22 protein-coding genes are annotated in these 24,883 nt (G+C 70.4%); 13 read left to right on the top strand and 9 right to left on the bottom strand.

The genetic code is table 11. The features are described 5' to 3' along the window. Positions 1-60 precede the first annotated feature (60 nt). Entirely contained in the window at positions 61-1,611 is a 1,551-nt protein-coding gene (locus tag ACFZ8E_RS18320) for a sensor histidine kinase KdpD (RefSeq protein WP_243934663.1), read from the bottom strand. A gap of 244 nt (positions 1,612-1,855) precedes the next feature. On the opposite strand from ACFZ8E_RS18320, the gene ACFZ8E_RS18315 reads away from it, so the two are divergent. From ACFZ8E_RS18315 to ACFZ8E_RS18295, 5 genes are all read left to right on the top strand, one after another. Next, complete coding sequence (locus ACFZ8E_RS18315; RefSeq protein WP_147726027.1) at positions 1,856-2,311, top strand: (2Fe-2S)-binding protein; 456 nt, start codon at positions 1,856-1,858, stop codon at positions 2,309-2,311. A 99-nt stretch (positions 2,312-2,410) separates the two neighbouring features. After that, positions 2,411-4,627 (top strand): molybdopterin cofactor-binding domain-containing protein, encoded by a 2,217-nt coding sequence (locus ACFZ8E_RS18310; RefSeq protein ID WP_405043425.1) that lies wholly within the window; start codon positions 2,411-2,413, stop codon positions 4,625-4,627. Between the two features lie 164 nt (positions 4,628-4,791). Continuing rightward, positions 4,792-5,493 carry a uracil-DNA glycosylase family protein gene (locus tag ACFZ8E_RS18305; protein ID WP_405043424.1) on the top strand — a complete coding sequence of 234 codons (702 nt, stop codon included), beginning with the start codon at positions 4,792-4,794 and terminating at the stop codon, positions 5,491-5,493. A gap of 12 nt (positions 5,494-5,505) precedes the next feature. Next, the gene (gene pyrF / locus ACFZ8E_RS18300; RefSeq protein ID WP_243934658.1) at positions 5,506-6,225 is read left to right on the top strand and encodes an orotidine-5'-phosphate decarboxylase; all 720 of its coding nucleotides are present in this window, start codon (positions 5,506-5,508) and stop codon (positions 6,223-6,225) included. Between the two features lie 5 nt (positions 6,226-6,230). Beyond that, positions 6,231-6,575 carry a DUF1330 domain-containing protein gene (locus tag ACFZ8E_RS18295; RefSeq protein WP_405043423.1) on the top strand — a complete coding sequence of 115 codons (345 nt, stop codon included), beginning with the start codon at positions 6,231-6,233 and terminating at the stop codon, positions 6,573-6,575. 10 nt (positions 6,576-6,585) lie between these two features. On the opposite strand, the gene ACFZ8E_RS18290 is transcribed toward ACFZ8E_RS18295, so the two are convergent. Further along, positions 6,586-7,212 carry a TetR/AcrR family transcriptional regulator gene (locus tag ACFZ8E_RS18290; protein ID WP_147726032.1) on the bottom strand — a complete coding sequence of 209 codons (627 nt, stop codon included), beginning with the start codon at positions 7,210-7,212 and terminating at the stop codon, positions 6,586-6,588. Between the two features lie 144 nt (positions 7,213-7,356). On the opposite strand from ACFZ8E_RS18290, the gene ACFZ8E_RS18285 reads away from it, so the two are divergent. Beyond that, the gene (locus ACFZ8E_RS18285; protein WP_405043422.1) at positions 7,357-8,127 is read left to right on the top strand and encodes an SDR family NAD(P)-dependent oxidoreductase; all 771 of its coding nucleotides are present in this window, start codon (positions 7,357-7,359) and stop codon (positions 8,125-8,127) included. A gap of 87 nt (positions 8,128-8,214) precedes the next feature. Then, positions 8,215-9,954: a methyl-accepting chemotaxis protein gene (locus tag ACFZ8E_RS18280; protein ID WP_405043421.1), complete on the top strand. Its 1,740-nt coding sequence runs from the start codon at positions 8,215-8,217 to the stop codon at positions 9,952-9,954. 61 nt (positions 9,955-10,015) lie between these two features. On the opposite strand, the gene ACFZ8E_RS18275 is transcribed toward ACFZ8E_RS18280, so the two are convergent. From ACFZ8E_RS18275 to ACFZ8E_RS18255, 5 genes are all read right to left on the bottom strand, one after another. Next, entirely contained in the window at positions 10,016-10,213 is a 198-nt protein-coding gene (locus ACFZ8E_RS18275; protein WP_147842373.1) for a hypothetical protein, read from the bottom strand. A 352-nt stretch (positions 10,214-10,565) separates the two neighbouring features. Then, positions 10,566-11,663: a Gfo/Idh/MocA family protein gene (locus ACFZ8E_RS18270; protein WP_405043420.1), complete on the bottom strand. Its 1,098-nt coding sequence runs from the start codon at positions 11,661-11,663 to the stop codon at positions 10,566-10,568. An 87-nt stretch (positions 11,664-11,750) separates the two neighbouring features. Then, on the bottom strand, positions 11,751-13,547 hold the full coding sequence (locus ACFZ8E_RS18265; RefSeq protein WP_405043419.1) for an NADPH-dependent assimilatory sulfite reductase hemoprotein subunit: 1,797 nt from the start codon (positions 13,545-13,547) through the stop codon (positions 11,751-11,753). Positions 13,548-13,732: 185 nt separating this feature from the next. Next, positions 13,733-15,505 carry a sulfite reductase flavoprotein subunit alpha gene (locus ACFZ8E_RS18260; RefSeq protein ID WP_405043418.1) on the bottom strand — a complete coding sequence of 591 codons (1,773 nt, stop codon included), beginning with the start codon at positions 15,503-15,505 and terminating at the stop codon, positions 13,733-13,735. 111 nt (positions 15,506-15,616) lie between these two features. Next, positions 15,617-16,132: an Lrp/AsnC family transcriptional regulator gene (locus ACFZ8E_RS18255; RefSeq protein WP_147725948.1), complete on the bottom strand. Its 516-nt coding sequence runs from the start codon at positions 16,130-16,132 to the stop codon at positions 15,617-15,619. 234 nt (positions 16,133-16,366) lie between these two features. Between ACFZ8E_RS18255 and ACFZ8E_RS18250 the strand changes: the two genes are divergently transcribed. From ACFZ8E_RS18250 to cysN, 3 genes are read left to right on the top strand one after another with little or no spacing between them, the layout of a single operon-like run. Then, positions 16,367-17,161, top strand: coding sequence for a phosphoadenylyl-sulfate reductase (locus ACFZ8E_RS18250; protein ID WP_405043417.1), 795 nt, complete (start codon positions 16,367-16,369; stop codon positions 17,159-17,161). After that, entirely contained in the window at positions 17,158-18,093 is a 936-nt protein-coding gene (gene cysD / locus ACFZ8E_RS18245) for a sulfate adenylyltransferase subunit CysD (protein ID WP_405043416.1), read from the top strand. The genes ACFZ8E_RS18250 and cysD overlap by 4 nt, the downstream gene beginning before the upstream one ends. Beyond that, entirely contained in the window at positions 18,093-19,505 is a 1,413-nt protein-coding gene (gene cysN / locus ACFZ8E_RS18240; RefSeq protein ID WP_243989113.1) for a sulfate adenylyltransferase subunit CysN, read from the top strand. Before cysD ends, cysN begins: the two co-directional genes overlap by 1 nt. A 142-nt stretch (positions 19,506-19,647) precedes the next feature. Here the strand turns inward: cysN and ACFZ8E_RS18235 are convergent, their stop codons facing one another. Continuing rightward, a complete protein-coding gene (locus ACFZ8E_RS18235) occupies positions 19,648-20,664 on the bottom strand; it encodes a fumarylacetoacetate hydrolase family protein (RefSeq protein WP_405043415.1) in 1,017 nt (338 codons plus the stop codon). A gap of 173 nt (positions 20,665-20,837) precedes the next feature. Beyond that, the gene (locus tag ACFZ8E_RS18230) at positions 20,838-21,860 is read right to left on the bottom strand and encodes an LLM class flavin-dependent oxidoreductase (protein WP_147725965.1); all 1,023 of its coding nucleotides are present in this window, start codon (positions 21,858-21,860) and stop codon (positions 20,838-20,840) included. 184 nt (positions 21,861-22,044) lie between these two features. On the opposite strand from ACFZ8E_RS18230, the gene ACFZ8E_RS18225 reads away from it, so the two are divergent. The 3 genes from ACFZ8E_RS18225 (at position 22,045) to ACFZ8E_RS18215 (ending at position 24,859) form a co-directional block, all read left to right on the top strand. Further along, the gene (locus ACFZ8E_RS18225) at positions 22,045-23,247 is read left to right on the top strand and encodes a pyridoxal phosphate-dependent aminotransferase (protein WP_243950293.1); all 1,203 of its coding nucleotides are present in this window, start codon (positions 22,045-22,047) and stop codon (positions 23,245-23,247) included. Between the two features lie 95 nt (positions 23,248-23,342). Then, positions 23,343-24,206, top strand: coding sequence for a DUF1932 domain-containing protein (locus ACFZ8E_RS18220; protein ID WP_405043414.1), 864 nt, complete (start codon positions 23,343-23,345; stop codon positions 24,204-24,206). 356 nt (positions 24,207-24,562) lie between these two features. Continuing rightward, positions 24,563-24,859 carry a hypothetical protein gene (locus ACFZ8E_RS18215; RefSeq protein WP_243950289.1) on the top strand — a complete coding sequence of 99 codons (297 nt, stop codon included), beginning with the start codon at positions 24,563-24,565 and terminating at the stop codon, positions 24,857-24,859. Positions 24,860-24,883 lie beyond the last annotated feature (24 nt).

Genomic DNA, 24,883 nt, shown 5'->3' with positions numbered 1-24,883 from the left:
GCATCGTGCGGGGTCGCATCCGCTTCGCGCGAGCCGGACCTCACCGCGCCTGGGGATGCGTCAGGCGGCCCTGGCGGCGGGCGCCTTGGCGCGGACCGACGCCGCGGGCTTCTCCGGCTCCGGGCCGACGGCGACGGCGGCGAGGGTGTCCATCACACGGCTCGCCGGCAGCGTGACGATCACCTCGGTGCCCTCGCGCGGCTTCGACTTCAGCGTGAAGTTTCCGCCATGCAGGTCGACGAGGCCCTTCACGATCGGCAGGCCGAGGCCGGAACCCTGCTCCGCGGTCTTGATCGCCAGCGAACCGCGGCCGAACGAGGACATCACGGTGCCGAGCTCGTCCTCCGGGATGCCGGGGCCGCTGTCCTTGACCGCGACGTACTGGCCGCCGGAGCTGGTCCAGCCGACCTTGATCGTGATCTCGCCGCCCGGCGGCGTGAACTTCACCGCGTTCGAGAGCAGGTTCAGCACCACCTGCCGCAACGCCCGCTCGTCGGCCCAGAGCCGCGGCAGGGTCTCGTCGACGAAGTCCAGGAAGGTCTGGTTCTTGCCGCGCGCCTTGAGCCCCATCATGTGGCGGCATTCCTCGACGATGTGGGCGAGCTTCACCGCCTCCTCGTTGAGCTCGTAGCGGCCGGCCTCGATCCGCGAGAGGTCCAGGATCTCGTTGATGAGGTTCAGGAGGTGCATCCCGCTGTCGTGGATGTCGTTGGAATACTCGCCGTAGCTCGGCGCGGTGTGCGGGCCGAAGACCTCGTTCTTCATCACCTCCGAGAAGCCGAGGATGGCGTTGAGCGGCGTGCGCAGCTCGTGGCTCATGGTGGCGAGGAAGCGCGACTTGGCGAGGTTCGCCTCCTCCGCCCGGCGCCGGGCCTCGTCGGAATTGGCCTTGGCCTCCTCCAGCTCGCCGAACACCGCGTCCTTCTCCGCCCGCGACTGCAGCGCGCCGATGGTCGAGGTGTAGATGCGGCGGGCAAGGCCGAGGAAGAAGATCTGCGAGCCGATCGCCATCGCGACCAGCATCACCGCGTCCATTTGGCGGGTGAAGGCGAGCAGGCACAGGGTCGCCAGGGCCAGCGGCACCAGGGCGGCGACGGCGGCGGCGGGAACGGTGGCGGCCACCATCGTCGCGACCGCGGCCGCGATCACCAGGCCGAACATCGAGAAGTGCCAGCCGCCGACCGCGCCGAGCCCGATCAAAGCCGACCAGCTCAGGCTCTGCAGCACCTCGCCGAAGGCGAAGCGGCGGCGCCAGCGCGCGAGCGACACCGTGTCCGGCTCGGCGCGCAGGAAGCTCCGGCTCATCGACGCGTTGAGGGTGATCATCAGGAAGGCGCACAGCGCCCAGAGCGACGCGACCAGCGGCTCGACCCAGAAGCAGGCGGCGCCGGCCAGCGCCATCGCGAACAGCCCGAGCGGGATGCCCGCGCCGGCGCGATACTGCGCGTAGAGGCGCAGCAGCTCGTAGTCGAACGCCCGTTCGAGGCCCGTCTTCGAGGTCAGCTTCTCGCGGACCGAGCGCATGTCGCGCGCGACGCCACGGCGGCGCACGGCCTCCTCCGACGAAGGACCGCGGCCGCGCTGCACCATCTCGACCGTCAGTTCGGACATCGGCCTCTTCGAAGGCTGGACGTAGGGGGCGCCGGTGCGGGGTGCCCGACCGCAACATGCGGCGGATCGACGATGCGCGGGATGTGTTAAGAACGGCCTGCCGCGAGGGCGAGGATTGTCGACATCGCGCGAAGCGTGCACTGACGTTCCGGACCGTTCGCGGTTCGTGCGCGGACGCACATCTTGTGGATGCGTCCGAGGATTAGCCATCGACGGCATAAGCTCTGCGGGCGGGAGATCTCGGATGTTGAACCTCACCGTGAACGGCGTCCGGCACACCGTCGACGCCGATCCCGAGATGCCGCTGCTCTGGGCGCTGCGCGACCACCTCGACAAGACCGGAACCAAGTACGGCTGCGGCATCGCGCAGTGCGGCGCCTGCACGGTCCATCTCGACGGCCAGCCGGTCCGCTCCTGCCAGACCAGGATCGGCGACGTCGGCGAGGCCAAGATCACGACGATCGAGGGCATCTCGGGCCGCGTCGCGGAGGCGGTGCAGGGCGCGTGGCGCAAGCTCGACGTCGTCCAGTGCGGCTACTGCCAGTCCGGCCAGATCATGTCCGCGATCGGCCTTCTCACCGACAACCCGAAGCCGTCCGAGGCCGACATCGACGGCGCGATGGACGGCAACATCTGCCGGTGCGGCACCTATCAGCGCATCCGCGCGGCGATCCACGAGGCCGCCCGCACCCTCGCCTGATCCGGCTCGTCCGCGCGTCCCTTCGCGCGGATCGCACGGCCAGTCGCTCGCCCCCTTCGAACGCCCTTCGCCCGTTCCCGAACTGACCGGAGCCACGCCATGCTGAAGATCCGTCAGACAGACCCGCGCTCCCCGCGCGCGACCCGCCGCAGCTTCCTCGCCGGCGGCGCCGCCGCGACGGGCGCGATCGTCATCGGCTTCCGCCTCGATCTGAAGAACACCGCCCGCGCCGCCGCCGGCCCCGACCTGTCGGGTGTGAAGGCCGATCCCAACGCCTTCGTGCGGATCGGCGCCGACGACACCGTGACGGTGATCATCAAGCACCTCGACATGGGGCAGGGCAACACCACCGGCCTCGCCACCATCCTCGCCGACGAGCTCGATGCGGACTGGTCGCGGGTGCGCACCGAGTTCGCGCCGGCCGACGCCGCCCGCTACAACAACCTGCTGATGGGCCCGATCCAGGGAACCGGCGGCTCGACGGCGATCGCCAATTCTTGGTTCCAGCTGCGCAAGGCCGGCGCCGCCGCCCGCGAGATGCTGGTCGCGGCCGCCGCCTACCAGTGGAAGGTGCCGGCGGCCGAGATCACCGTCGCGAACGGCGTCGTCCGGCACGCGGCCTCGAGCCGGCAGGCCCGGTTCGGCGAGCTGGCGGCCTCCGCCGCGACGCTTCCGGTGCCGCAGGAGCCGCGCCTGAAGGACCCGAGCCAGTGGACGCTGATCGGCCAGCGTACGCCGCGCCTGGATTCCGCGGCCAAGACCGACGGCAGCGCCGTCTACGCCCTCGACATCCGTCGGCCCGGCCAGGTCACCGCCGTCGTCGCCCGCCCGCCGCGCTTCGGCGGCGCGGTGAAGAGCTTCGACGACGCCGCGACCCGCAAGGTCGCGGGCGTCGTCGACGTCGTCGCGATTCCCTCCGGCGTCGCGGTCGTCGCCAAGGACACTTGGTCGGCGATGAAGGGCCGCGAGGCGCTGAAGGTGGTGTGGGACGACGGCGCGGCCGAGACGCACTCCTCCGACGCGATCCTCGCCGGCTACCGCGAGCAGGCCAAGCGCCCCGGCCTCGTCGCCTCCGAGCGCGGCGACGCGGAGGCCGGCATCAAGGGCGCGGCCAAGGTCCTGGAGGCGGAGTTCACCTTCCCCTACCTGGCGCACGCCGCGATGGAGCCGCTGAACGCGACGATCGAGCAGGCGCCGGACGGCGGCTACGACGTCTATGCCGGCCTGCAGTTCCAGACGATCGAGCAGGCCGCGGTCGCCGCCGTGATGGGCACCACCACCGACAAGGTCCGCCTGCACACGCAATGGGCCGGCGGCTCGTTCGGCCGGCGCGCGACGCCGACCGCCGACTACATCGCCGAGGCCGCGACCATCCTCAAGGCGACCCGGGCCAAGGCGCCGGTCCACCTCGTCTGGACCCGCGAGGACGACATGTCCGGCGGCTACTACCGCCCCACGGTCTACCACAAGGTCCGCGCCGGGCTCGACGCCAAGGGCGGGATCGTCGGATGGCAGCACGTGATGATCGGCAAGTCGATCATGATCGGCTCGCCGTTCGAGGCGATGATCGTCAAGAACGGCATCGATTCGACCACCGTCGAGGGCGCCTCCGACACCGCCTACGCGCTCCCGGCCTACCGCTTCGAGGTCCACAACGCCCGCGAGGGCGTGCCGGTCCTGTGGTGGCGCTCGGTCGGGCACAGCCACACCGCGCAGGCGATGGAGGTGTTCATCGACGAGCTGGCGCATGCCGCCGACGTCGACCCGCTCGCCTACCGGCTCTCGCTTCTGACCGGAGCCCCGCGCCTCTCGGGCGTCCTCAAGCTCGCCGCCGAGAAGGCGGACTGGGACGCCGGCAGCAAGGCCAACGGCAAGGGCCGCGGCCTCGGCATCGCCGCCCACGAATCGTTCGGCTCCTACGTGGCGATGGTCGCCGACATCACGGCGGAGGACGCCAAGGTGAAGGTCAACCGCATCGTCGCGGCGGTCGACGTCGGCGTGGCGGTGAACCCGGACGTGATCCGCGCGCAGGTCGAGGGCGCGGTCGGCTTCGCGCTGTCGTCGGTGCTGCGCAACCGCATCACGCTCAAGGACGGCGTGGTGCAGGAGAAGAACTTCGACACCTACGAGCCGACGCGCATGAGCGAGATGCCCGTGGTCGAGGTCCACATCATGCCGTCCTCGGCGGCACCGACCGGCATCGGCGAGCCGGGCGTGCCGGTGCTCGCGCCGTCGATCTCCAATGCGATCTTCGCCGCGACCGGGCAGCGCCTGCGCTCGCTGCCGCTCGACCTGGCCGGCTTGAAGGGCGTGTGAGGTTCGACACGCCGCGGATGCGGGGCAGGGCGTAGCGTCGGCCCGCTTCCCAGAGCTTCGAACCCAACTGCAACCACGGCGCGGGCCTCGTCCCGCGCCGTTTCTTTTGGTCGCGTCGGTCCGGGCTCGCCGAAGCGCGACGCGGTGCCCATGTCGCATCCAGCATGGACACCGCCTTCGACCGCACCGCCGCGCGCCTGCGCGCCTGCCGGATCTGCCGCGACGCGCCGATCTACGGGCCGCCGCTGCCGCAGGAGCCGCGCCCGATCGTCCAGGGGACCGCCACGGCGCGGCTGTGCATCGCGAGCCAGGCGCCCGGAACGCGGGCGGACCGCACCGGCATCCCGTTCATGGACCCGTCGGGGGTGCGCCTCCGGTCCTGGCTCGGTCTCGACGAGCCCGCCTTCTACGACGCGAGCCGGGTGTCGATCGTGCCGATGGGTTCGTGCTTCCCGGGGCTCGATGCCAAGGGCGGCGACAAGCCGCCGCGGCGCGAATGCGCCGAGCGCTGGCGCGACGAGCTCTTCGCCGGCCTGCCGCATCTCGAGCTCGTCCTGGTGATCGGCCAGTACGCGCAGGCGTGGCACCTCGGCAAGATGCCGGACGGGCTCACCGGCACGGTGCGGCGCTGGCGCCAGATCCTTGCCGAGCCGCGTGCCCCGCGGGTGCTGCCGCTGCCCCATCCGTCCTGGCGCAACAACGGCTGGCTCAAGCGGGAGCCCTGGTTCGAGGCCGAGCTTCTGCCGGTGCTGAAGGTCGAGGTGGCCCGCGTCATGGCGGGCGGGGTCACGGCGAACGGAGTCATGGCTTCCGGCGTCATGGCTGCCCCCGCGGGGGCGCGATTGACACCGCACCCGGCCGCGTGATCGGGAACTGCGATGCGAGATCAGCCGAACCCGAGCCCGACCGACCCGCGCGACCGCCTCATCGTCGCCCTCGACCTCGACGACCCGGCGGCGGCCCGCGTGCTGATCGACCGGATCGGGGACGCGGCGACGTTCTACAAGATCGGCTACCGCTTGGCCTATGCCGGCGGCCTGTCGCTGGTGCCGGAACTCGCCGCGCGCGGGCTCAAGGTCTTCCTCGACCTGAAGCTGCACGACATCGGCAACACGGTGGAGGAGGGGGTGCGTGCGCTCTCCGGCCTCGGCGCGACCTTCCTGACGGTGCATGCCTACCCGCAGACCATGCGCGCGGCGGTGCGCGGGCGCGGCGCGTCCGACCTGAAGATCCTCGCGGTGACGGTGCTCACCTCCTACGACGAGGGCGACGCGCGCGAATCCGGCTACGCGCTGCCGATCTCCGACCTCGTCGCGCACCGCGCCTTCCAGGCGGCCGAGGCCGGCATCGACGGCATCGTCTGCAGCGCCTTCGAGGCGGAGGCCGTCCGCACCGTCGTCGGCCCGGGCAGCCTGATCGTGACGCCGGGCATCCGCCCGGCCGGCAGCGCCGCCGGCGACCAGAAGCGGGTGATGACCCCGGGCCAGGCGCGCGCGGCGGGCATCGACCACGTCGTCGTCGGCCGCCCGATCACCGCTGCCGCAGATCCGCGCGCCGTGGCACAAGCGATCCTCGCCGAGATGGCAGCACAGGAGTGACGAGAATGACGCGCGGCTACTGGATCGTCCGGGTCGATGTGCGGGACGCGGAGGCCTACAAGGACTACGCCGCCTCGAACGGCGCCGCCTTCGCCGAGTTCGGCGGCCGCTTCCTCGTGCGCGGCGGACGCTTCGAGGCGGTGACCGGGACGGCGCGTGCCCGCAACGTGGTGATCGAGTTCGCGAGCTACGACGACGCGCTCGCCTGCTGGAAGTCGGACAGCTACCAGGCCGCGCGCGCCAAGCAGAAGAACGGCGCCGACGCCGACATCCTGATCATCGAGGGCTACGACGGCAAGCAGCCGAACGTCGGCATCGCGCCGGAGCCGGCCAACCCCGCATCGGAGTGACCGACCCGTCTCAGCGGCCAGCCGGTCGCAGGCTTCGCAGCAGGAACGCGATCATCACGTCGAGGTCCGGCACGGGCGCGTCGGGATACTGGCTGACCAGCAGCGGATGGCTGTAGCGCGCGATCGCCGTGTGCAGGCAGCGCGCCGTGCCGGCCGGATCGTCCGTCTCGAACTCGCCGCGCGCGACGCCGTCGACGACGATCCGCTCGAACACCGCCCCGATCCGGTCGACGTGATGGCGGCAGACCTCCCAGCTCTCGCTCATCGCCGCCTCGATCATCTCGTGCATGCGCGGGAAGGCGCGGCAGCGCTCGGAGGTGTCGCGGTACAAGGCCCCGATCACCGCCGTCAGGCGGTCCGCGGCGCGCGAGCCCGGGGCGTCGGCGATCGTCGAGATCAGCGCCTCGACCTCGCCGACCAGGCGCTCGACCACCGCCTCGTTGATCGCCTTCTTCGAGTCGAAGAACCGGTAGACGTTGGCCGGGCTCATCTTCAGCGTCTTGGCGATGTCGGCGACGGTGGTCTTCTGGTAGCCGATCTCGCGGAACGAGCGCTCGGCCGTCGCCAGGATCCGGCAGCGCGTCGTCGGCGCGCTCTCGTCGCTCTGGATGCGTTCTAGGTCGACGGCGATGGTCATGGACCGAGCGTATGCCGCAATCCGGCAAAGCGTCAAAATGTCGGACCGCGCACCTTTGAGGAACCGGGCCGCGACGCCCGAATTGGCCCGCTGAAACGGCCCGATGGCGGGGCCGGACCACCTCCAGCAGCGAAGCCAGCACCGATGAAGCTCGAAGGCAAGAAGGCCCTGATCACCGGTGCGGATTCTGGGATCGGCCGGGCCACCGCACTCCTGTTCGCGCAGCACGGCGCGGACGTCGCGATCACCTACAATACCGATGCGAACGGCATCGCCGAGACCGCGCGCCTGGTCGAGGAGACCGGGCGCCGGGCGCTGGTGATCCAGAACGACGTCGGCGACTCGGCCTCCGTCACCGCCACCTTCGACCGCATCGCCAGCGACCTCGGGCCGATCGACATTTTGGTGGCCAATGCCGGGCAGGCGATGAGCGGGATGGCGGTGGCGGACATGGAGGATGCGCGGCTGGAGCACATCCTGCGCGTGAACCTGATGGGGCCGCTGTTCTGCGCCCGCGCCTTCATCAAGCTGCGCCGGGTGCAGGGCGGCCGCGGCAAGATCGTGATGGTCTCGTCGGTCGCGCAGCACCTGCCGACGCCGGAAAGCGCGCCCTACGGCATGTCGAAGGCGGGCGTCGGATCGCTCTGCCGAAGCCTGTCGCGCGAGCTCGCCGAGGACAAGATCAACGTCAACAACGTCGCGCCCGGCCTGATCGAGACGCCGATGACCGCCGACCGCTTCAAGGACCCGAAGGTGCTCGACAAGTCGCTCGAGCGGATCCCGTGGCATCGCGCCGGGCAGCCCGACGACATCGCCAAGGCGATCCTCTACCTCAGCAGCGACGATGCCGACTACGTCACCGGGCACACCCTCGTCGTCGACGGCGGCCTGACGATGCAGTGGGGCGGCGCCTGAACCGCGACCGGTCGTTTCGACCGCGTCCCTCGCATGATCCCGGCAGCGTTAACAGGATGGTAGCGGACTTCAGTCACATCTGAGGGTATGCTGTTCCAGTTCAGAACCAGAGCCCCAGCGCGCACCATCGACGCCTCCACGCCAGTGGAGGCGATCGAGCAGCCCAAGCCCGTGGCGGCCGTCGCGGCGCGTCTCGACGGCGACGTCGTGAACGCCATCGAGGAAGACGTCCGCTCCGCGATCGAAGGGGTGAGCCGCTCGATCGAGACCGCGCAGAGCGACGTCGCCGAGATGAAGGGCGGCCTCTCCGCGATCCGGGCGCAGATGGACGACCTCGTCCAGGTCTCGCGGAACGCGGCCGCGGCGACCGCGAGCCTCGCCGGCCAGACCGGAAGCCTGTCGACCCTCGCGAGCCAGACCGCCGCGGCCATGTCGCAGGCCGGCGGTCATCTCGACCATGCCGGCGATCGCGGCTCCGAGGCGCGCGCCCTGATCGCGACGCTGGCCCAGGCCGGCAACGAGATCGCCGGCATCGTCGACACGATCGCCGCGGTGGCGCGGCAGACGAACCTGCTCGCGCTGAACGCCACGATCGAAGCCGCCCGCGCCGGCGAGGCCGGGCGCGGCTTCGCGGTCGTCGCGGCCGAGGTCAAGGCGCTCTCGGTCGAGACGGCGCGGGCGGCCGAGGAGGTGCGGACCCGCGTCCTGCGCCTCCGGGAAGGCGCCGCCGCCTCCGGCGCCGCGATCGAGGCCGCGGCCGGGGCCATCGAATCGGTCCGCCCGTCCTTCGCCAGCGTCCGGGAGATCGCCGACATCCAAGCCCGCACGGTCACGAGCATCGTCGACGAGGCGACCCGCACCTCGGACCTCGTCGCGCATCTCGACGCGGATGCGGGCTCGGCCAGCGCCGCCGCGTTCGACCTCGACCGCCAGGCGGAGCGCATGCAGTCGGCCACCGCGTCCGCGGCCGAGCAGGCCGGCCGCCTGGGCCAGCGCTTCGTCACCGTGGTCCGCCAGAGCGAGCTCGGCGACCGGCGCCGGTTCGATCGTTACCCGACCGACCTCCAGGTCCGCCTGCCGGATGGGCGCAGCACCCGCACGGTCGATCTGAGCGAGGGCGGCGTCCTGCTGCGCGCGCCGGAGGGGGAATCCATCGCGGTCGGCGCCGGCATCGCCATCGCGATCGACACCGTCGGGGTGATCCAGGCACAGGTGGTGGCGACGAGCGCGATGGGGGTGCACTGCGCGTTCCAGGCGAACGACGGCGCGTTCCGCGACAAGTTGCTAGCGAAGATCGCGTCGATCCACGCGGAGCACGCGCCGCTGATCGTCAAGGTCCAGGCCCTCGCGGCGCAGGCCGCGTCGATCCTCGAAGGAGAGCTGGCCGCGGGGCGCGTGTCGGAGGCGGCCCTGTTCGACACCGACTACCAGCCGATCGGCGGCTCGAACCCGGCGCAGTTCATGACGCGCTCGGTCGAGCCGATCGGGCGGTTGCTCGGACCGATCCTCGAGGCGGAACTCGGGCGGGACGAGCGGATGATGTTCTGCATCCTGACCGACCGCAACGGCTTCCTGCCGTTCCACAACCGGGTCTACTCGCAGCCGCAGCGCAGCGACGACCCGATGTGGAACCACGTCAACGCGCGAAACCTGCGCATCTTCGACGACCGAACCGGCATCACGGCGGCGCGTTCAATGCGGCCGGTGACGCTTCAGGTCTACCGACGCGAACTCGGCACCCAGATCATCATGGTGACCGAGGTCGACGCACCGCTGAAGATCAACGGGCGCCACTGGGGCGGCTGCCGGACCGCCTACCGCTTGTGACCGACGCGGGCCGGAGGACCCGCATCACCCCAATCGATCGAACGCCGGTAAAGCAGACGGCTTACGAACCGAACTGCGAGCCGAGCTGCTCGAGGTATTCGGCGAGGTCGACGCCGCCGACGCGCTTGCCGTAGTCGAAGCGCATGCCCTGGCGGATGTCGACCGCCGCGCTCTTGGTCGTCAGCGTGAACGGACGGACGCAGACCCAGGCGCCGTCGCGGCGGTGTTCGAAGTATCCGAGGATTTCGTGCTTGGCCATGTCTCGGTCCCGTACGGATTTTCGGGATAACGAGCACGGCCCGACTTCGTTCGACGCGCGCGGAGATTTATCCGCATCTTACCGTCAAGCTTTGGTCTTTGCAGGGCAGCACGTGTTTGCTGCGAGGCAACATAGCGACGCACGACGAACCTTGTTCCGACGCGCATGAGCTGGGCGCTTCGTCGATCGCCGCCTCCTGCGCGTCCCTGGTGCCGAGATGCCGCGCGGCGACACCGCAGACGGCCGCGTGATCCCAAGAGCTTGCTGCTCACGAGGTCCACTCGGCGCGATCACTTCAGCACGCGGTGATGGGTAAGAGCGAGGCGGTCGCAACGCCGGCCGCTCGCCGCGTTCAGCCGCCCGGCTTGGCGGCGTTGACGAGGTCCGGAGGCGTGATCTCGGGCAGCGCGATCGCTTGCGACGCATCCGGCCGCGTCCGCCGTCGCATCGGCGCGAGGGCCTGCGGCTGGCCGGTCTCGAGCGCGCGCTCGATCGCGGCGAGGATGCGGACGTCGGCCAGCCCCTCCTCGCCGTCCGGCTCCGGCACGCGGCCGTTCAGGATGCAATCCGAGAAGTACCGCGTCTCGGCCCCGAACTGGTCGACGCTCGGATAGGACAGGGCTTCGGCCTCGCCGCCACGGGTCAGCTCGCCCGCGAGCGACTGGCCGAAGGTGAAGCCCGGCGCCATCAGGAGGTCGCCCTCGGTCCCGGCGATGCGGTAGGCGTCGACCGAGTCGGTCTCGTAGGAGACGGTGAACTGCGCGAGGCGGTCGCCGGGGAAGCGGAGCGTGACCGCGACGGTGCCGTGGAAGGCGTAGGGGCTTCCCGGCCGGCGGGTACCGTGGGCGTGGACCTCGACCGGCTCGTCGGCGAACAGGTTGCGCACGGCGTTGATCGGATAGGTGCCCATGTCCGGCACCGGCCCGGCCCAGTAACCCTGGTGCGCGCGGTGGTTCTCGGTCGCGACGTGCTGGCCGAAGGTCGCGGTGAAGACCAGCGGCTCGCCGATCGCGCCGGTCCGCACCCGCTCGATCGCGTCGAGGGTGCCGGGCTCGAAGTGCAGGCGGTAGGCCAGCATCAGCCGGGCGTTGCCGCGCTCGGCCGCGGCGATGATCGCCTCGCACTCGGCGACGCTCGTCGCCATCGGCTTCTCGAGCAGCACATGGATGCCGGCCTCCAGCGCGGGCACGGCGTATTCGCGGTGCATCCCGTTCGGCAGCGCGAGGTAGACCGCATCGAACAGCCCGGAGGCCAGCGCCTCGGCGTAGCGGTCGTAGGAGAAGGTGGTCAGGCGATAGCGTTCGCCGAGCGAAGCGGCCTTCTCCGGATCGCCGGTGACCAGCGCCGTGATCGTGGAATTGCCGGTCTGCGCCACCGCCGGCATGAAGGCGGCCTGCGAGATCCAGCCGCCGCCGACCACCGCGTAGCGGATCGCCTTTGCATCACTCATGGTCGCCCCCGGGTTACGCCGATGCAGGCGCAACGCGAGGTGCGAGCCGAGGTTTCCGAACGCTCGCGGCGCGGAGGCGGTTTCGCGTCAGGCGGCGGGCTTCAGCGCGCCGATGTTGTCGTGGAAGTCGGGCCCGTTGGTGGTCTTCGCCACGTGGCCGGCGCGGACGAGGTAGTCGCCGAAGCGCTCGCCCGGATTGCGGCCGCGCGCGTAGTCGGCGAAGAGCGGGTCGAGGGTGTCGCGGATCTCGTCGGCCTTCACGTCCTCGCGGTAGAGCTTGCCCAGGCGCGAGCCGTCGAAGGCGGCGCCGAGGTAGAGGTGGTAGCGCTCGGGGCCGCGGCCGACGAGGCCGATCTCGGCGATGAACGGGCGGGCGCAGCCGTTCGGGCAGCCGGTCGAGCGGATCGTGATCTCGTCGTCCTGCAGGCCGTGGCGGGCGAGGCTCGCCTCCAGCTCGGTCATCAGGTCGGGCAGGTAGCGCTCGCTCTCGGCCAGGGCGAGGCCGCAGGTCGGCAGCGCGACGCAGGCGATCGAGTTGCGCCGCAGGGCGCCGGCGCCCTTGGTCAGGCCGTATTCGTCGACCAGCGCCTCGATCGCCGCCCGCTTCTCGGAGGGCACGTTGGCGATGATCACGTTCTGGTTGCCGGTGAGCCGGAAGTCGCCCTCGTGCTCGGTGGCGATCCGGCGCAGGCCGCTCAGGAACTTGGGGCCGTCGTCGTAATCCTTGATCCGGCCCGACGGCACGTACAGCGTCAGGTGGTGGCGGCCGTCGTCGCCTTCGGTCCAACCGTAGCGGTCGCCGTTGCCGGTGAAGGCGAACGGCTTCGGGTCGGCGAAGGTCTTGCCGACGCGCGCCTCGACCTCGGCGCGGAACGCCTTCAGGCCGTAGCGCTCGATCGTGTACTTGAGCCGGGCGTTCTTGCGGTTGGTGCGGTTGCCCCAGTCGCGCTGCACCGTCATCACCGCTTCGGCGACCTTCACCGCCTCGTCCGGCTTGCAGAACAGCATCAGGTCGGCGGTGCGCGGGAAGGTGTCCGGCTCGCCGTGGGTCATGCCCATGCCGCCGCCGACGGTGACGTTCCAGCCGGTGAGCTTGTTGGCCTTGTCGAGGATCGCGATGAAGCCGAGGTCGTGCGCGAACACGTCGACCTCGTTCGAGGGCGGCACCGCGACGACGATCTTGAACTTCCGCGGCAGGTAGGTCTTGCCGTAGACCGGCTCGAACTCCTCCTCGCCGCCGACGACCTTCTCGCCGTCGAGCCAGATCTCGCGCCAGGCGTTGGTCCGCGGCAGCAGCGAATCGGAGATGTCCTTGGCCAGCTCGTAGGCCGCGGCGTGCGCGTGGGTCTGGGCCGGGTTGGTCGCGGCCATGACGTTGCGGTTGACGTCGCCGCAGGCAGCGATGGTGTCGAGCAGCGCGGCGTCGATCGCCGCCATGGTGCGCTTGAGGTTCGACTTGATCACGCCGTGATACTGGAAGGTCTGGCGCGTCGTCGCGCGGATCGCGTCGCCGGCATAGGTCGTGGCGATGTCGTCCAGCGCGAGCCACTGCTTCGGGCTGATGACGCCGCCGGCGATGCGCAGGCGGATCATGAAGGCGTAGGCCTTGTCGAGCTTCTTCTTGGTCCGCTCCGGGCGCAGGTCGCGATCATCCTGCAGGTACATCCCGTGGAACTTCACGAGCTGGCCGTCATCGTCGGAGATCGCGCCGGTGGCGTGCTTGAGCAGCCCGTCGGCGAGCCCGCCGCGGAGATAGCCGCTGGCGATCTTCAGGTGCTCGTTGTGTGCGAGCCCCGCAGCCCGCGCGGCCTCCGCCTCGTCGATCGGGCGGCCGGTCGGTGGGGTCTCGTAGACGCGCTCGGAAGCAGGCTTGTGGTCGTCCATGGCGGTGATCCGTCTCGATTCGTTTCGACTGCCGACGCATCTCCCTCCCCCTTTGCGGGGGAGGGTGGCACCTGCGTCAGCAGGGGTCGTGAGAGGGGAGCGCCGTATCCGGCATCGTCGTTCCCCTCTCACGACCCGCTTCGCGGGCCACCCTCTCCCGCAGGGGGGAGAGGGAAGAGGTGGCGTCAGTACACGTCCTGCTGGTAACGGCCGGCGCGCTCAAGGGCCGACACCGCCGCTGCGGCATCGTCGGCACTCAGGCCCTTCACCGCCGCGTAGGCGTTCTCGACCGCGACGCGGACGTCCTTGGCCATCGCCTTGGCGTCGCCGCAGACGTAGAGGTGCGCGCCGCCCTCCAGCCACTCCACCAGCTCCTCGCGATGCTGGTCGATGCGGTGCTGCACGTAGAGCTTCTCCGGCTGGTCGCGCGAGAACGCCACGTCGATCTTGGTAAGCGAGCGGTCCTCCAGCGCCTCCTGCCATTCGAGCTGGTACAGGAAGTCGTGGGTGAAGTGCCGGTCGCCGAAGAACAGCCAGGAGCGGCCGGTGGCCTCGACCGCGCGGCGCTCCTGCACGAAGGCGCGGAACGGGGCGACGCCGGTGCCGGGCCCGACCATGATGATATCGGTCGCCGGGTCGGCGGGCAGGCGGAAGTGGCGGTTCGGCTTCAGGCGGACCCGGAGCTTGGCGCCGTCCGACATCCGGTCGGCGACGTGGGTCGAGGCGACTCCGGTCCGCGCCCGGCCGTGGGTCTCGTAGCGCACGGCGGCGATCACGAGGTGGACCTCGTCGCCGACTTCCTTGCGCGAGGAGGCGATCGAGTAGGCGCGCGGCGGCAGCGGACGGGTGATGCCGCCGAGATGCTCGGCGGTCAGGGCCGCCGGGTAGGTCTCGATCAGGTCGATGAGGTGGCGGCCCTCGATCCAGGCGCGGACCTCGCCGCTCTCGATCAGCCGCTTGGCCTCGTCGTGCCCGGTCGCCTTCACGAAGCGCTCGACCGTGGCGGCCGAGAGGGTGGTGATGTCGCGCTCGGCGAGCAGCGAGCGGCGCAGGGCCTCGTCGCCGGTCAGGCCGGTCGCCTTCAGGATCTCCTCGACCAGGGCCGGGTCGTTCTCCGGGTAGATCTCGAGCGAGTCGCCGGGCTCGTAGGCGGGCGCGCCGTCCTCGAAGGCCAGCGCGAGGTGAATCGTCTCCTTGTCCGAGCGCGACGAGTTGAGGTTCACGTGCTCGACCACCTCGACCACGACCGGCTCGCGGCTCGGCTCGGCATCCTCGTCCTCGGCAGCCGTGGCGCGGGCGAAGTCGACCGCCACGACGTTGTCGGCGGCGACCGGGGCTGGCGCCAGCGCCTTCAGCGTGTCCTTGATCCAGGCGGCGGCCGGCGTCTCGTAGTCGAGGTCGAGGTCGGCGCGCTCGGCCGCCCGCTTGCCGCCCAGCGTCTCGAAACGGGCATCGAGCGCCTTACCGATGGCGCAGAACTCGGCGTAGGAGGTGTCGCCGAGCGCGAGCACCGCGAACTCGACGCCGTCGAGGCGCGGGGCGCCGTCGCCCATCAGGGCGTTGTAGGTGTGGGTCGCGCGGGCGGGCGGCTCGCCTTCACCCCAGGTCGCGGCGATGGCGACGAGCTTGCCGGCCTTCGGCAACACGGCGAGGTCGAGGTCGGCGAAGTCGATGACCTTCGGCTTGAAGCCCTGCTTGCGCGCGAGCTTGGCGACGGTGCCGGCCAGGGCCTCGCAGTTGCCGGATTCGCTGGCGTAGATGATCGTCAGCGGCTCGGCGGCCTTCGGCGGAGCGGCCGGTGCCGCCGCAGGCTGCCCGCCGGCCGCGTCGATCCCGGCGAGGAAGCCGGCGAGCCAGGCGCGCTGGATCGCGGTGGCGCTGCCGAGCACGGCGTCGAGGCTGGCCCGCTCGCTGTCGCCGAACGGCGCGGTGCGGGGAAGAAGGCTTTGGCGTGACATCGGAAGACCATGTCGTGGGGCGGAAGGCCCCTGTCAACGGGAAAACGTCCGTTTTACAGAACGCTTGATTTGGAGAAGGAGTCGATCGTCGTTGCGGCGCAAAAAAGAACTTTATTCTCCGACCGCCACGAGGGTCGGCGGCAATCCCTGGATCTGGCGGCCGTTCGTCGGTGGCGCGGGCAGCGGCAGGGCCGTCGTCGACTTCACCTTCTCCATCGCGAAGCGCGAGGTGACGTTCTTCAACGGCAGCGTCGCGATCAGGCGCTTATAGAACGTGTCGTAGGCGCTCATGTCGGCCACGACGACGCGGAGCATGTAATCGACGTCGCCGGCCATGCGGTAGAATTCCAGCACCTCGGGCATCGCCGAGACGGTGCCGGCGAATCGCTCCAGCCATTCGCGCGAATGGTCGGCGGTCTCGATCGAGACGAACACGGTGAGCCCGAGGCCGAGCTTGACCGGGTCGAGCACGGCGACGCGGCGGTCGATCACCCCGTCGGCCTCAAGGCGCTGGATGCGCTTCCAGCACGGGGTCTGCGACAGGCCGACCCGCTCGCCGATCGCGGCGATCGACAGGGTTGCGTCCGTCTGCAGCAGCGCCAGGATCTTCAGATCGATCGAATCCACGGCCAACCTCGCATCTCGACGTCGCTTCGCCATGCGGCCCATGCAGGGCGCCCATGAGAAGGAACTTCCATTTCCGCGCAACCGATCCCGATTACGGCGTGTTGCCAGGGCTTACTGCATCGCAGCGCAGGGCATCCGGGCCTCGCGGCGGCGCCTTGACACCGTTCGTTATAGCGAACATCTCAGGGAACAACCAGTGCCCCTGGCACGACCCGGCCCGCGAACGAACAGGCGATGACCCTTCCCACCCCCCAGGCGGCGGCCGATCTCGCCGCCCAGCTCAAGCCCCTCGACCTCAAGGGGCGGATCGCCCTGATCGAGGCGACGATCTCCGGACGCCTCGTCTTCACCACGAGCCTCGGCATCGAGGATCAGGCGCTGACGCACGCGCTCGCGATGGCCAAGGGCCGGACCGAGATCGTCACCCTGGATACGGGGCGGCTCTATCCCGAGACCTACGACGTCTGGGCGGAGACGGAGGCGGCTTACGGCATCCGCATCCGCGCCTACGCCCCCGAGCGGCGATCCGAGGAAGCGTTCGTGCGCGAATCCGGCATCAACGGCTTCCGCCATTCGGTCGAGGCGCGGCAAACCTGCTGCGGCTTCCGCAAGGTCGAGCCACTGGGCCGCGCCCTCGACGGGGCGGCCGGCTGGCTCACCGGCCTGCGCGCCGGCCAGTCCGCCAACCGCGCCGACACGCCGCTCGCCGAGTTCGACGAGAGCCGCGACCTGATCAAGCTCAATCCGCTGGCCGACTGGACGCGCGAGGACGTCGACCGCTTCGTGCGCGACAACTACGTGCCCTACAACGTGCTGCACGATCGCGGCTTCCCCTCCATCGGCTGCGCCCCGTGCACCCGTGCCGTCCGCGTCGGCGAGCCCGAGCGTGCCGGCCGCTGGTGGTGGGAGCGGGAATCCAAGAAGGAATGCGGCCTGCACGTCCACGTGCCCGAGGCCGACGTCGCGCCCGGCGAGGAAGCCGCGGCATTCGAGACCACGCAATCCCACAGACCGGAGATGGCCCGATGAGCGCCGCACCCGCGATCCAGGCGCAAGCCGGCAGCCGCCTCACGCACCTGCAGCGGCTGGAAGCCGAGAGCATCCACATCTTCCGGGAGACGGTCGCCGAGACCGAGAACCCGGTGATGCTCTACTCGATCGGCAAGGATTCGTCGGTGCTGCTGCACCTGGCGCTGAAGGCGTTCGCCCCCGGCCGCCTGCCGTTCCCGCTGATGCACATCGACACGACCTGGAAGTTCCGCGAGATGATCGCCTTCCGCGACGCCCGCGCGAAGGAGCTCGGCCTCGACCTGATCGTCCACACCAACCAGGACGGGCTCGCCCGCGGCGTCGGCCCGATCAGCCACGGCTCGGAAGTCCACACCGACGTGATGAAGACGCAGGCGCTGCGGCAGGCGCTCGACAAGCACAAGTTCGACGCGGCCTTCGGCGGCGCCCGCCGCGACGAGGAGGCCTCGCGCGCCAAGGAGCGGATCGTCTCCCTGCGCACGGCCCAGCACCGCTGGGACCCGAAGCGCCAGCGGGCCGAGCCCTGGCACCTCTACAACCTGCGCAAGAAGCGCGGCGAGAGCCTGCGCATCTTCCCGCTCTCCAATTGGACCGAACTCGATATCTGGCTCTACATCGAGCAGGAGCGGATCCCGATCGTGCCGCTCTACTTCGCCGAGCCGCGGCCGGTGGTCGAGCGCGACGGGCAGCTGATCATGGTCGACGACGAACGCCTGCCGCTGGAGCCCGGCGAGACGCCGACCTTGCGCAAGGTCCGCTTCCGCACGCTCGGCGACTATCCGCTCACCGGCGCGGTCGAGAGCGGCGCCGACACGCTGCCGGCGATCATCGGCGAGACGCTGGCCGCCCGCACCTCGGAGCGGCAGGGCCGGGTGATCGACAAGGACGGCGCCGGCGCCATGGAGCGCAAGAAGCAGGAAGGCTACTTCTGATGACGGTCCACCCCTCCAAGGACGCGTTCGACGCCCCCGAGTTCGGCTACGCGTCTTTCCTGGCCGCGCATCAGAGCAAGGAAGTCCTGCGCTTCATCGCCTGCGGCTCGGTGGACGACGGCAAGTCGACGCTGATCGGCCGCCTGCTGCACGACACCAAGCAGATCTTCGACGACCAGATCACCGCGCTCCAGCGCGATTCGAAGAAGCACGGCACGCAAGGGCAGGAGGTCGATCTGGCGCTTCTCGTCGACGGCCTCCAGGCCGAGCGCGAGCAGGGCATCACCATCGACGTCGCCTATCGGTTCTTCTCCACCGACAAGCGCTCGTTCATCGTCGCCGACACGCCCGGCCACGAGCAGTACACCCGCAACATGGCCACCGGCGCCTCGACCGCCGACGTGGCTGTGATCCTGGTCGACGCCCGCCAGGGCCTGACCCGCCAGACCAGGCGCCATGCCCTGCTGGTCTCGATGCTCGGCATCCGCCGCGTCGTGCTCGCCATCAACAAGATGGACCTCGTCGGCTGGTCGCAGGCCACCTTCGACGGGCTGGTGGCGGGCTTCTCCGCCTTCACGCGCGATTTCGGCTTCGTCGAGGTCCGGGCGATCCCGCTCTCGGCCAAGAACGGCGACAACGTCGTGCTGCCGGCGGTCTCCGCGCCGTGGTACCAGGGCGGCCCGCTGCTGGCCTATCTCGAGAGCGTGCCGGTGCACGAGGAGGCGCTGGCCGCGCCGTTCCGCATGGCGGTGCAGTGGGTCAACCGGCCGAACTCTGAGTTCCGCGGGTTCTCGGGCCTCATCGCCGCCGGCACGGTGAAGCCGGGCGACGCGGTGGCGATCGCCCCGTCTGCGCGCACCTCCACGGTGGCGCGGATCGTCGGCCCGGACGGCGATCTCGCCAGCGCCCAGGAGGGCCAGTCGGTCACCCTGGTGCTCGCCGACGAGGTCGACGCCTCGCGCGGAAGCGTCATCGCCGCCGCCTCGCATCCGATGCAGGTCTCCGACACCCTCGACGTGCGCCTGTTCTGGGCCGCCGAGACCGAGCTCGCCCCCGGCACGGCGCTGCTCGCCAAGGTCGGCACCGTCACGGCCAACGCCGTGGTGGACCGCATCCGCAACCGCATCGACCCCGAGACCGGGCAGCCCGGCTCGGCGGAGAAGCTCGTCGCCAACGACATCGCCGACGTCACGCTCAAGCTCGACCGCGCGGTGCCGTTCGACCCCTACGCGGAGACCCGCGACACCGGCGGCCTGATCCTGATCGATCGCGAGAGCACGGACACGGCGGCTTTGGGGCTGGTTCAGGCGCCGACGCGGGCGGCCGCGGCCGCGCCGACGAGCGCTGCCGCCGCCGCGACGACCCCGACCGGCGGCTTCCTCAGCCGCCTGCGCGGGTTGTTCGGCGGCTGAGACGCGGCGGCCTCGGCCCTAGACGACAGAAAGGACCGCGCGGTGATCCGCGCGATCCCTCGGTTGCCGGTACGGAGCCACGTCGTTCCCGCAAGCGGTGTGGACCGTTGAGAGCGGGCGGATAGGTATTTCCGAACGCCGGTCAGACCAGGCTGAACTGCAGCTCGCCCAGCCCTTCGAGGCTCGACACGATGACGTCGCCCGGCTTCAGCCATTGCCGCTCCGCCCGCGGGATCTTCTCGCCGAAGATCACCCCCTGCGGCGTGCCGGTGTAGAAGACGTCGCCCGGCTTGATGGTCATCACCTTCGAGGCGAAGCTGATCAGCTGGCGGCAGTTGAAGATCATGTCCGCGGTCGTCCAGTCCTGCCGCACCGCGCCGTTGACCTTGGTCACCAGGCGCAGATTGTTCGGGTCGGGCACGCGGTCGGCGGTGACGAGGTAGGGCCCGAGCGGAGCGAACCCGTCCGAGGTCTTGCCGATCATGAACTGCGAGGTCAGCGTCTGCAGGTCGCGGGCGCTGAAGTCGTTGCCGGTGGCGTAGCCGGCGACGTAGTCGAGCGCGTCGGCCTCCGAGACGTCGCGGCATTCCCGGCCGAAGACGATCACCAGCTCGGTCTCGTAGTCGAACTCGCGCGCCGCCTGCGTCGGAAGCCGGATCGTGCCGCCGTGATGGTTGAGCGTGTTGTTGTACTTGTTGAACAGCGGCGGGTCCTTCGGCGGCGGCGTTCCCGTCTCCTCGGCGTGCTTGCGATAGTTGAATCCCATCATGATGATCTTTTCCGGCCGGGTGACCAGCGGCGCGTAGGCGATCCGGTCCTCGGGGATCGTCAGCCGCGGGTCGGGGGCCGCCTCGACCGCATCGATCACCGCGCGCAGCATCAGGCCCTTCCCGTTCTGCAGAAGGTCGTCCATGTCGGCCGGCACCGGCAGGCCGACCGCCTTCCCGGCGGCGGCGACGTCGAGCACGCCGTCCGGTGTCTTCAGGCCGAGGCCGTAGCCGCCGTCGCGGCGCAGGTTGATCAGGATCATGTCGCGCGGCATGCCGAAGGCAGTCGGCGCGGGCGGCCCCTTCTCCGCGGCCCGTGCCGCGACCGGGGCGGCCATGGCGGTGGCCGCGAGACCGGCCGTCGCCTTCAGGAAATCGCGTCGATCGCCCATCGTTCTCTCCTCCCGAGATCGTCGATGCCTGGGTGGTGGCCCTTCGACGGGCCATCCGCGTGCCCGACGCCGCGAAGCCGCGTCGAGACCGCCAGGATGCGCCGATCCCGGATCGATGTCAGGAGCCCGGGACCGGTCGAGGCGACAGGCTGGTCAGGATGTCGTCCGGCGATTCACGCTGCCGCGGCCGTCTCGGCGAGTCCCCAGGCCTGCGCCAGCAGGCTGTAGGAGCGCCGCCGGGCCTCCTGATCGGGAACGGCGCAGACCACCATGATCTCGTCGGCCTGCGTCGCCTCGGCGAGGCCCGAGAGCAGGGCGCGCACAGTCTCCGGCGTGCCGACATGCAACCGGTCTCGGCCGCGGGCGATGCGGGCGCGCTCGGCATCGCTGTAGGGATAGGCTTCGGCCTCGGTAAGCGTCGGGATCGGAGCGTACTCGCCGCGCTCGCGCCGGAGCGTCGCCAGCTGGGTGCTGAGCGCCAGGCGCTCGGCCTGCGCCTCGGTCTCGGCGCAGACGGCCGCGACCGCGAGGATCGCATGGGGCCGGGTGCCCCACCGCGAGGGCTGGAAGCCGCGGCGATAGTCGAGCATCGGGCCACGCGCGTCGAATGAGGCGAAGTGCTGCGCGAAGGCGAAGCCGAGCCCGAGGCGTGCGGACAGATGCGCGCTGTAGTCGGACGACCCGAGCAGGAAGATCGGTGGCAGCGGCACGCCGGCCGGCATCACGGTCACGGTGTTGAACGGATGGCCCTCGGGGAAGCCGCCGGTCTCCCACAGCATCAGCTCCTGCAGCCGCTCGAGGAAGTCGTCGCCGCCGCGCGGCGCCTCGCGCCGGCGCAACGCCTGGGCGGTGATGCCGTCGGTGCCGGGCGCGCGCCCTAGGCCGAGGTCGATCCGCCCGGGAAACAGCGCCTCCAGCACCTTGAAGCGCTCGGCGACCATCAGCGGCGCGTGGTTCGGCAGCATGATCCCGCCCGAGCCGACCCGGATCGTCCGGGTCGCGGCCGCGATCTGGCCGACCATGATGTCGGGGGCCGGGCTCGCGACCGAGGGCAGGGCATGGTGCTCGGCGAGCCAGTATCGCCCGTAGCCGAGGCGGTCGACGTGGCGGGCGAGGTCGAGGGAGTCGCGCAGCGCCTGAGCCGGGCTGGAGCCGGAACCGACGAACGACAGGTCGAGGACGGAGAGCGTTGCCATCGCCAGGAGATGGTGTCGCCGGAAGCCGCCGTCGAGGCGGCGGTCGAGCACGAGCCCTGCACCCTGTGCGTGACGTTTGCCGGCGAACCCCGAGCCGGCGCCTTGCTCGTCCCAGGAGCCGCGACTACGGTCCCGCCGCCGTCACGGGACGGCGAAACCTGCATGAAAACCGGAGCACCCGACCATGGGCTTTCTCGCCGACGCCCTCTCGCGCGTAAAACCATCCGCGACGATCGCGATGACGCAGAAGGCGCGCGACCTGAAAGCCGGCGGCATGGACGTGATCAGCCTGTCGGTCGGCGAGCCCGACTTCGACACGCCCGAGCACATCAAGCAGGCCGCGATCGAGGCGATCGCCCGGGGCGAGACCAAGTATCCGCCGGTGTCGGGCATCGTGCCGCTGCGCGAAGCGATCGTGAAGAAGTTCAAGCGCGAGAACGGGCTCGACTACAAGGTCTCCCAGACCATCGTCGGCACCGGCGGCAAGCACGTGATCTACAACGCGCTGCTGGCGACGCTGAACCCCGGCGACGAGGTCGTGATCCCGCGCCCCTACTGGGTGTCCTACCCGGAGATGGTGGTGCTCTGCGGCGGCACGCCAGTCTTCGCCGAGACCGACATGGCGCACGACTTCAAGCTCCAGCCCGAGGAGCTGGAGCGGGTGCTGACGCCGAAGACCAAGTGGATCATCCTCAACTCGCCGTCGAATCCCTCGGGCGCCGCCTACAGCCATGCCGAGCTGAAGAAGATCACCGACGTGCTGATGAGGTACCCGCACGTCTGGGTGCTCACCGACGACATGTACGAGCACCTGACCTACGGCGACTTCGAATTCGTCACCCCGGCGCAGATCGAGCCCGGCCTCTACGAGCGCACGCTGACCATGAACGGCGTCTCGAAGGCCTACGCGATGACGGGCTGGCGCATCGGCTACGCCGCCGGCCCGGAAAAGCTGATCAAGGCGATGGACTTCGTCCAAGGCCAGCAGACCTCGGGCGCGTCCTCAATCTCGCAATGGGCGGCGGTGGCCGCGCTCGACGGCACGCAGGCGCACCTCGCGCAGTTCAAGGCGGCGTTCCAGGAGCGGCGCGACCTCGTGGTCTCGATGCTGAACCAGACCAAGGGCCTGCAATGCCCGACGCCGGAGGGCGCGTTCTACGTCTACCCGTCCTGCGCCGAGACGATCGGGCGCACGACCCCGTCGGGCAAGACCATCGCCACCGACGAGGACTTCGTGACCGAGCTGCTGCAGGCGGAGGGCGTCGCCGCCGTGCACGGTTCGGCCTTCGGCCTCGGCCCGAATCTGCGCATCTCCTACGCCACCTCGACCAAGACGCTGGAGGAAGCGTGCAACCGCATCCAGCGCTTCTGCGGCTCGCTGCGCTAGCACGACGACGGCGGGCACCATCGGGTGCCTGCCACTTCGATACGGATCCGCCGCGGATCGTCCCTGTGGTTCGGGCCATGGCTTGAGGTGATTCGATGCCGACCATCGCCGTCATCGCCCCGGGCGCCATGGGAAGCGCGGTCGCCCGCCGCCTCACCGAGAACGGCGTCCGCGTCCTGACCTCGCTGACGGGGAGGAGCGCCGGGACCCGCGCCCGCGCCCGGGCCGCCGGCATGAGCCACGCCGACGATGCGGAGATCGCGGCGGCCGACCTGATCCTGTCAATCGTGCCGCCGGCCGATGCCGCCGGCCTCGCGGTCCGCCTCGCCCCGAGCCTGGCGGCTCAGCCGAAAAAGCCGGTCTACGTCGATTGCAATGCGGTGTCGCCGGCGACGGTACACGGCATCGCCGCGATCATCGCGGGCACGGGCGCACCGTTCCTCGATGGTGCGATCCTCGGGCTCCCGCCCGAACCCGGCGCGAAGGGGCCGCGGGTCTACGTCGCCGGCGACGACCTCGCGCCGCTGATGGCCCTGCGCGCATGCGGCCTCGACATGCGGGCCTGCGCGGGTGGCGTCGGGGCGGCGTCCGCCCTGAAGATGGCCTATGCCGGCATCAACAAGGGCCTGAAGGCGGTGGCCGCGGCGATCGTCCTCGGCGCAGAGCGCGCGGGCGCCGCCGACGCGCTGCGGGCGGAGCTGGCGGAGAGCGAGCCGGAGCTGCTCGCCCGCTTCGCCGGCGGGTTTCCCGACATGATGCCGAAGGCCTACCGATGGGTCGCGGAAATGCACGAGATCGTCGACTTCCTGGCGCCGGACCCGGCCGGCGGCGCGATCTTCGCCGGAGCGGCCGAGACCTTCGCGCATCTCGCGACGCCCGAGGGCGAGGACGACGTCGCCACGCTCCTGGCCTTCGCCGAAGCGGCAGGCGGATCGTCGCGGACGCGCGGATCGTCCTGAGCATCGGTTGCCGGCTCTTTGCACTTCACCTACATCGGCGGTCCCCGCGGCCGATGCGCCTGAAGGTTTCGCGAGCCCGCTCGGGCCTGCATGGACGCGGGGTCGGCAGTGACGGGGCGGCCCGGACCAGTTCTCTGGACCGCTCCTGTGAATCCTGGTGGGCCGGGGTGCTGCAGGCGTGTCGGAGGCGCGGGGAACAGGAACCGCGGACCCGGCGCATGGCCCACACAAGTTTCGCCCCGTTCCGGGACGGCAGCCGGTGCCGACCTTCGGATTTCGTTCACGCTCATCGGCAACAGTGGCAATGGGCCGGGGAACCGGTCGCGTGTCACTGCGTTTTGTCGGGCTTGACCATCATGCGGGGGTTCCTCACCAGCGGCGTCAAGGCGATCCTGGCGATCGCGGCGCTGTCCACCGCCGCCCATTGGGCGTTGCGGGTCCAGCGCGATCCGGCGCCGAGCACTCAGGTTCTGGCGAGCCTGCCCGATCCGGTGACCACCGGGTCGATCGAGCCGCGCAAGCCCGACCGCGTCGCCGCCCAGCCGGCGCAGAAGGCGGCCGCGGACCTCGACCAGGATCACCTCTCGGCGCTGATCGCCAGCACCACCGGCATGAAGCCGAAGGCGCAGAAGGCCGTCGTCGCCAAGCGCTGAGCGGAGCACGAGGCTTCCATTTGA

It is taken from the genome of Methylobacterium sp. HMF5984, from assembly GCF_045033435.1.
In the GTDB taxonomy this organism is placed as follows: domain Bacteria; phylum Pseudomonadota; class Alphaproteobacteria; order Rhizobiales; family Beijerinckiaceae; genus Methylobacterium.
This window is presented reverse-complemented; position numbering and strand designations above follow the sequence as displayed.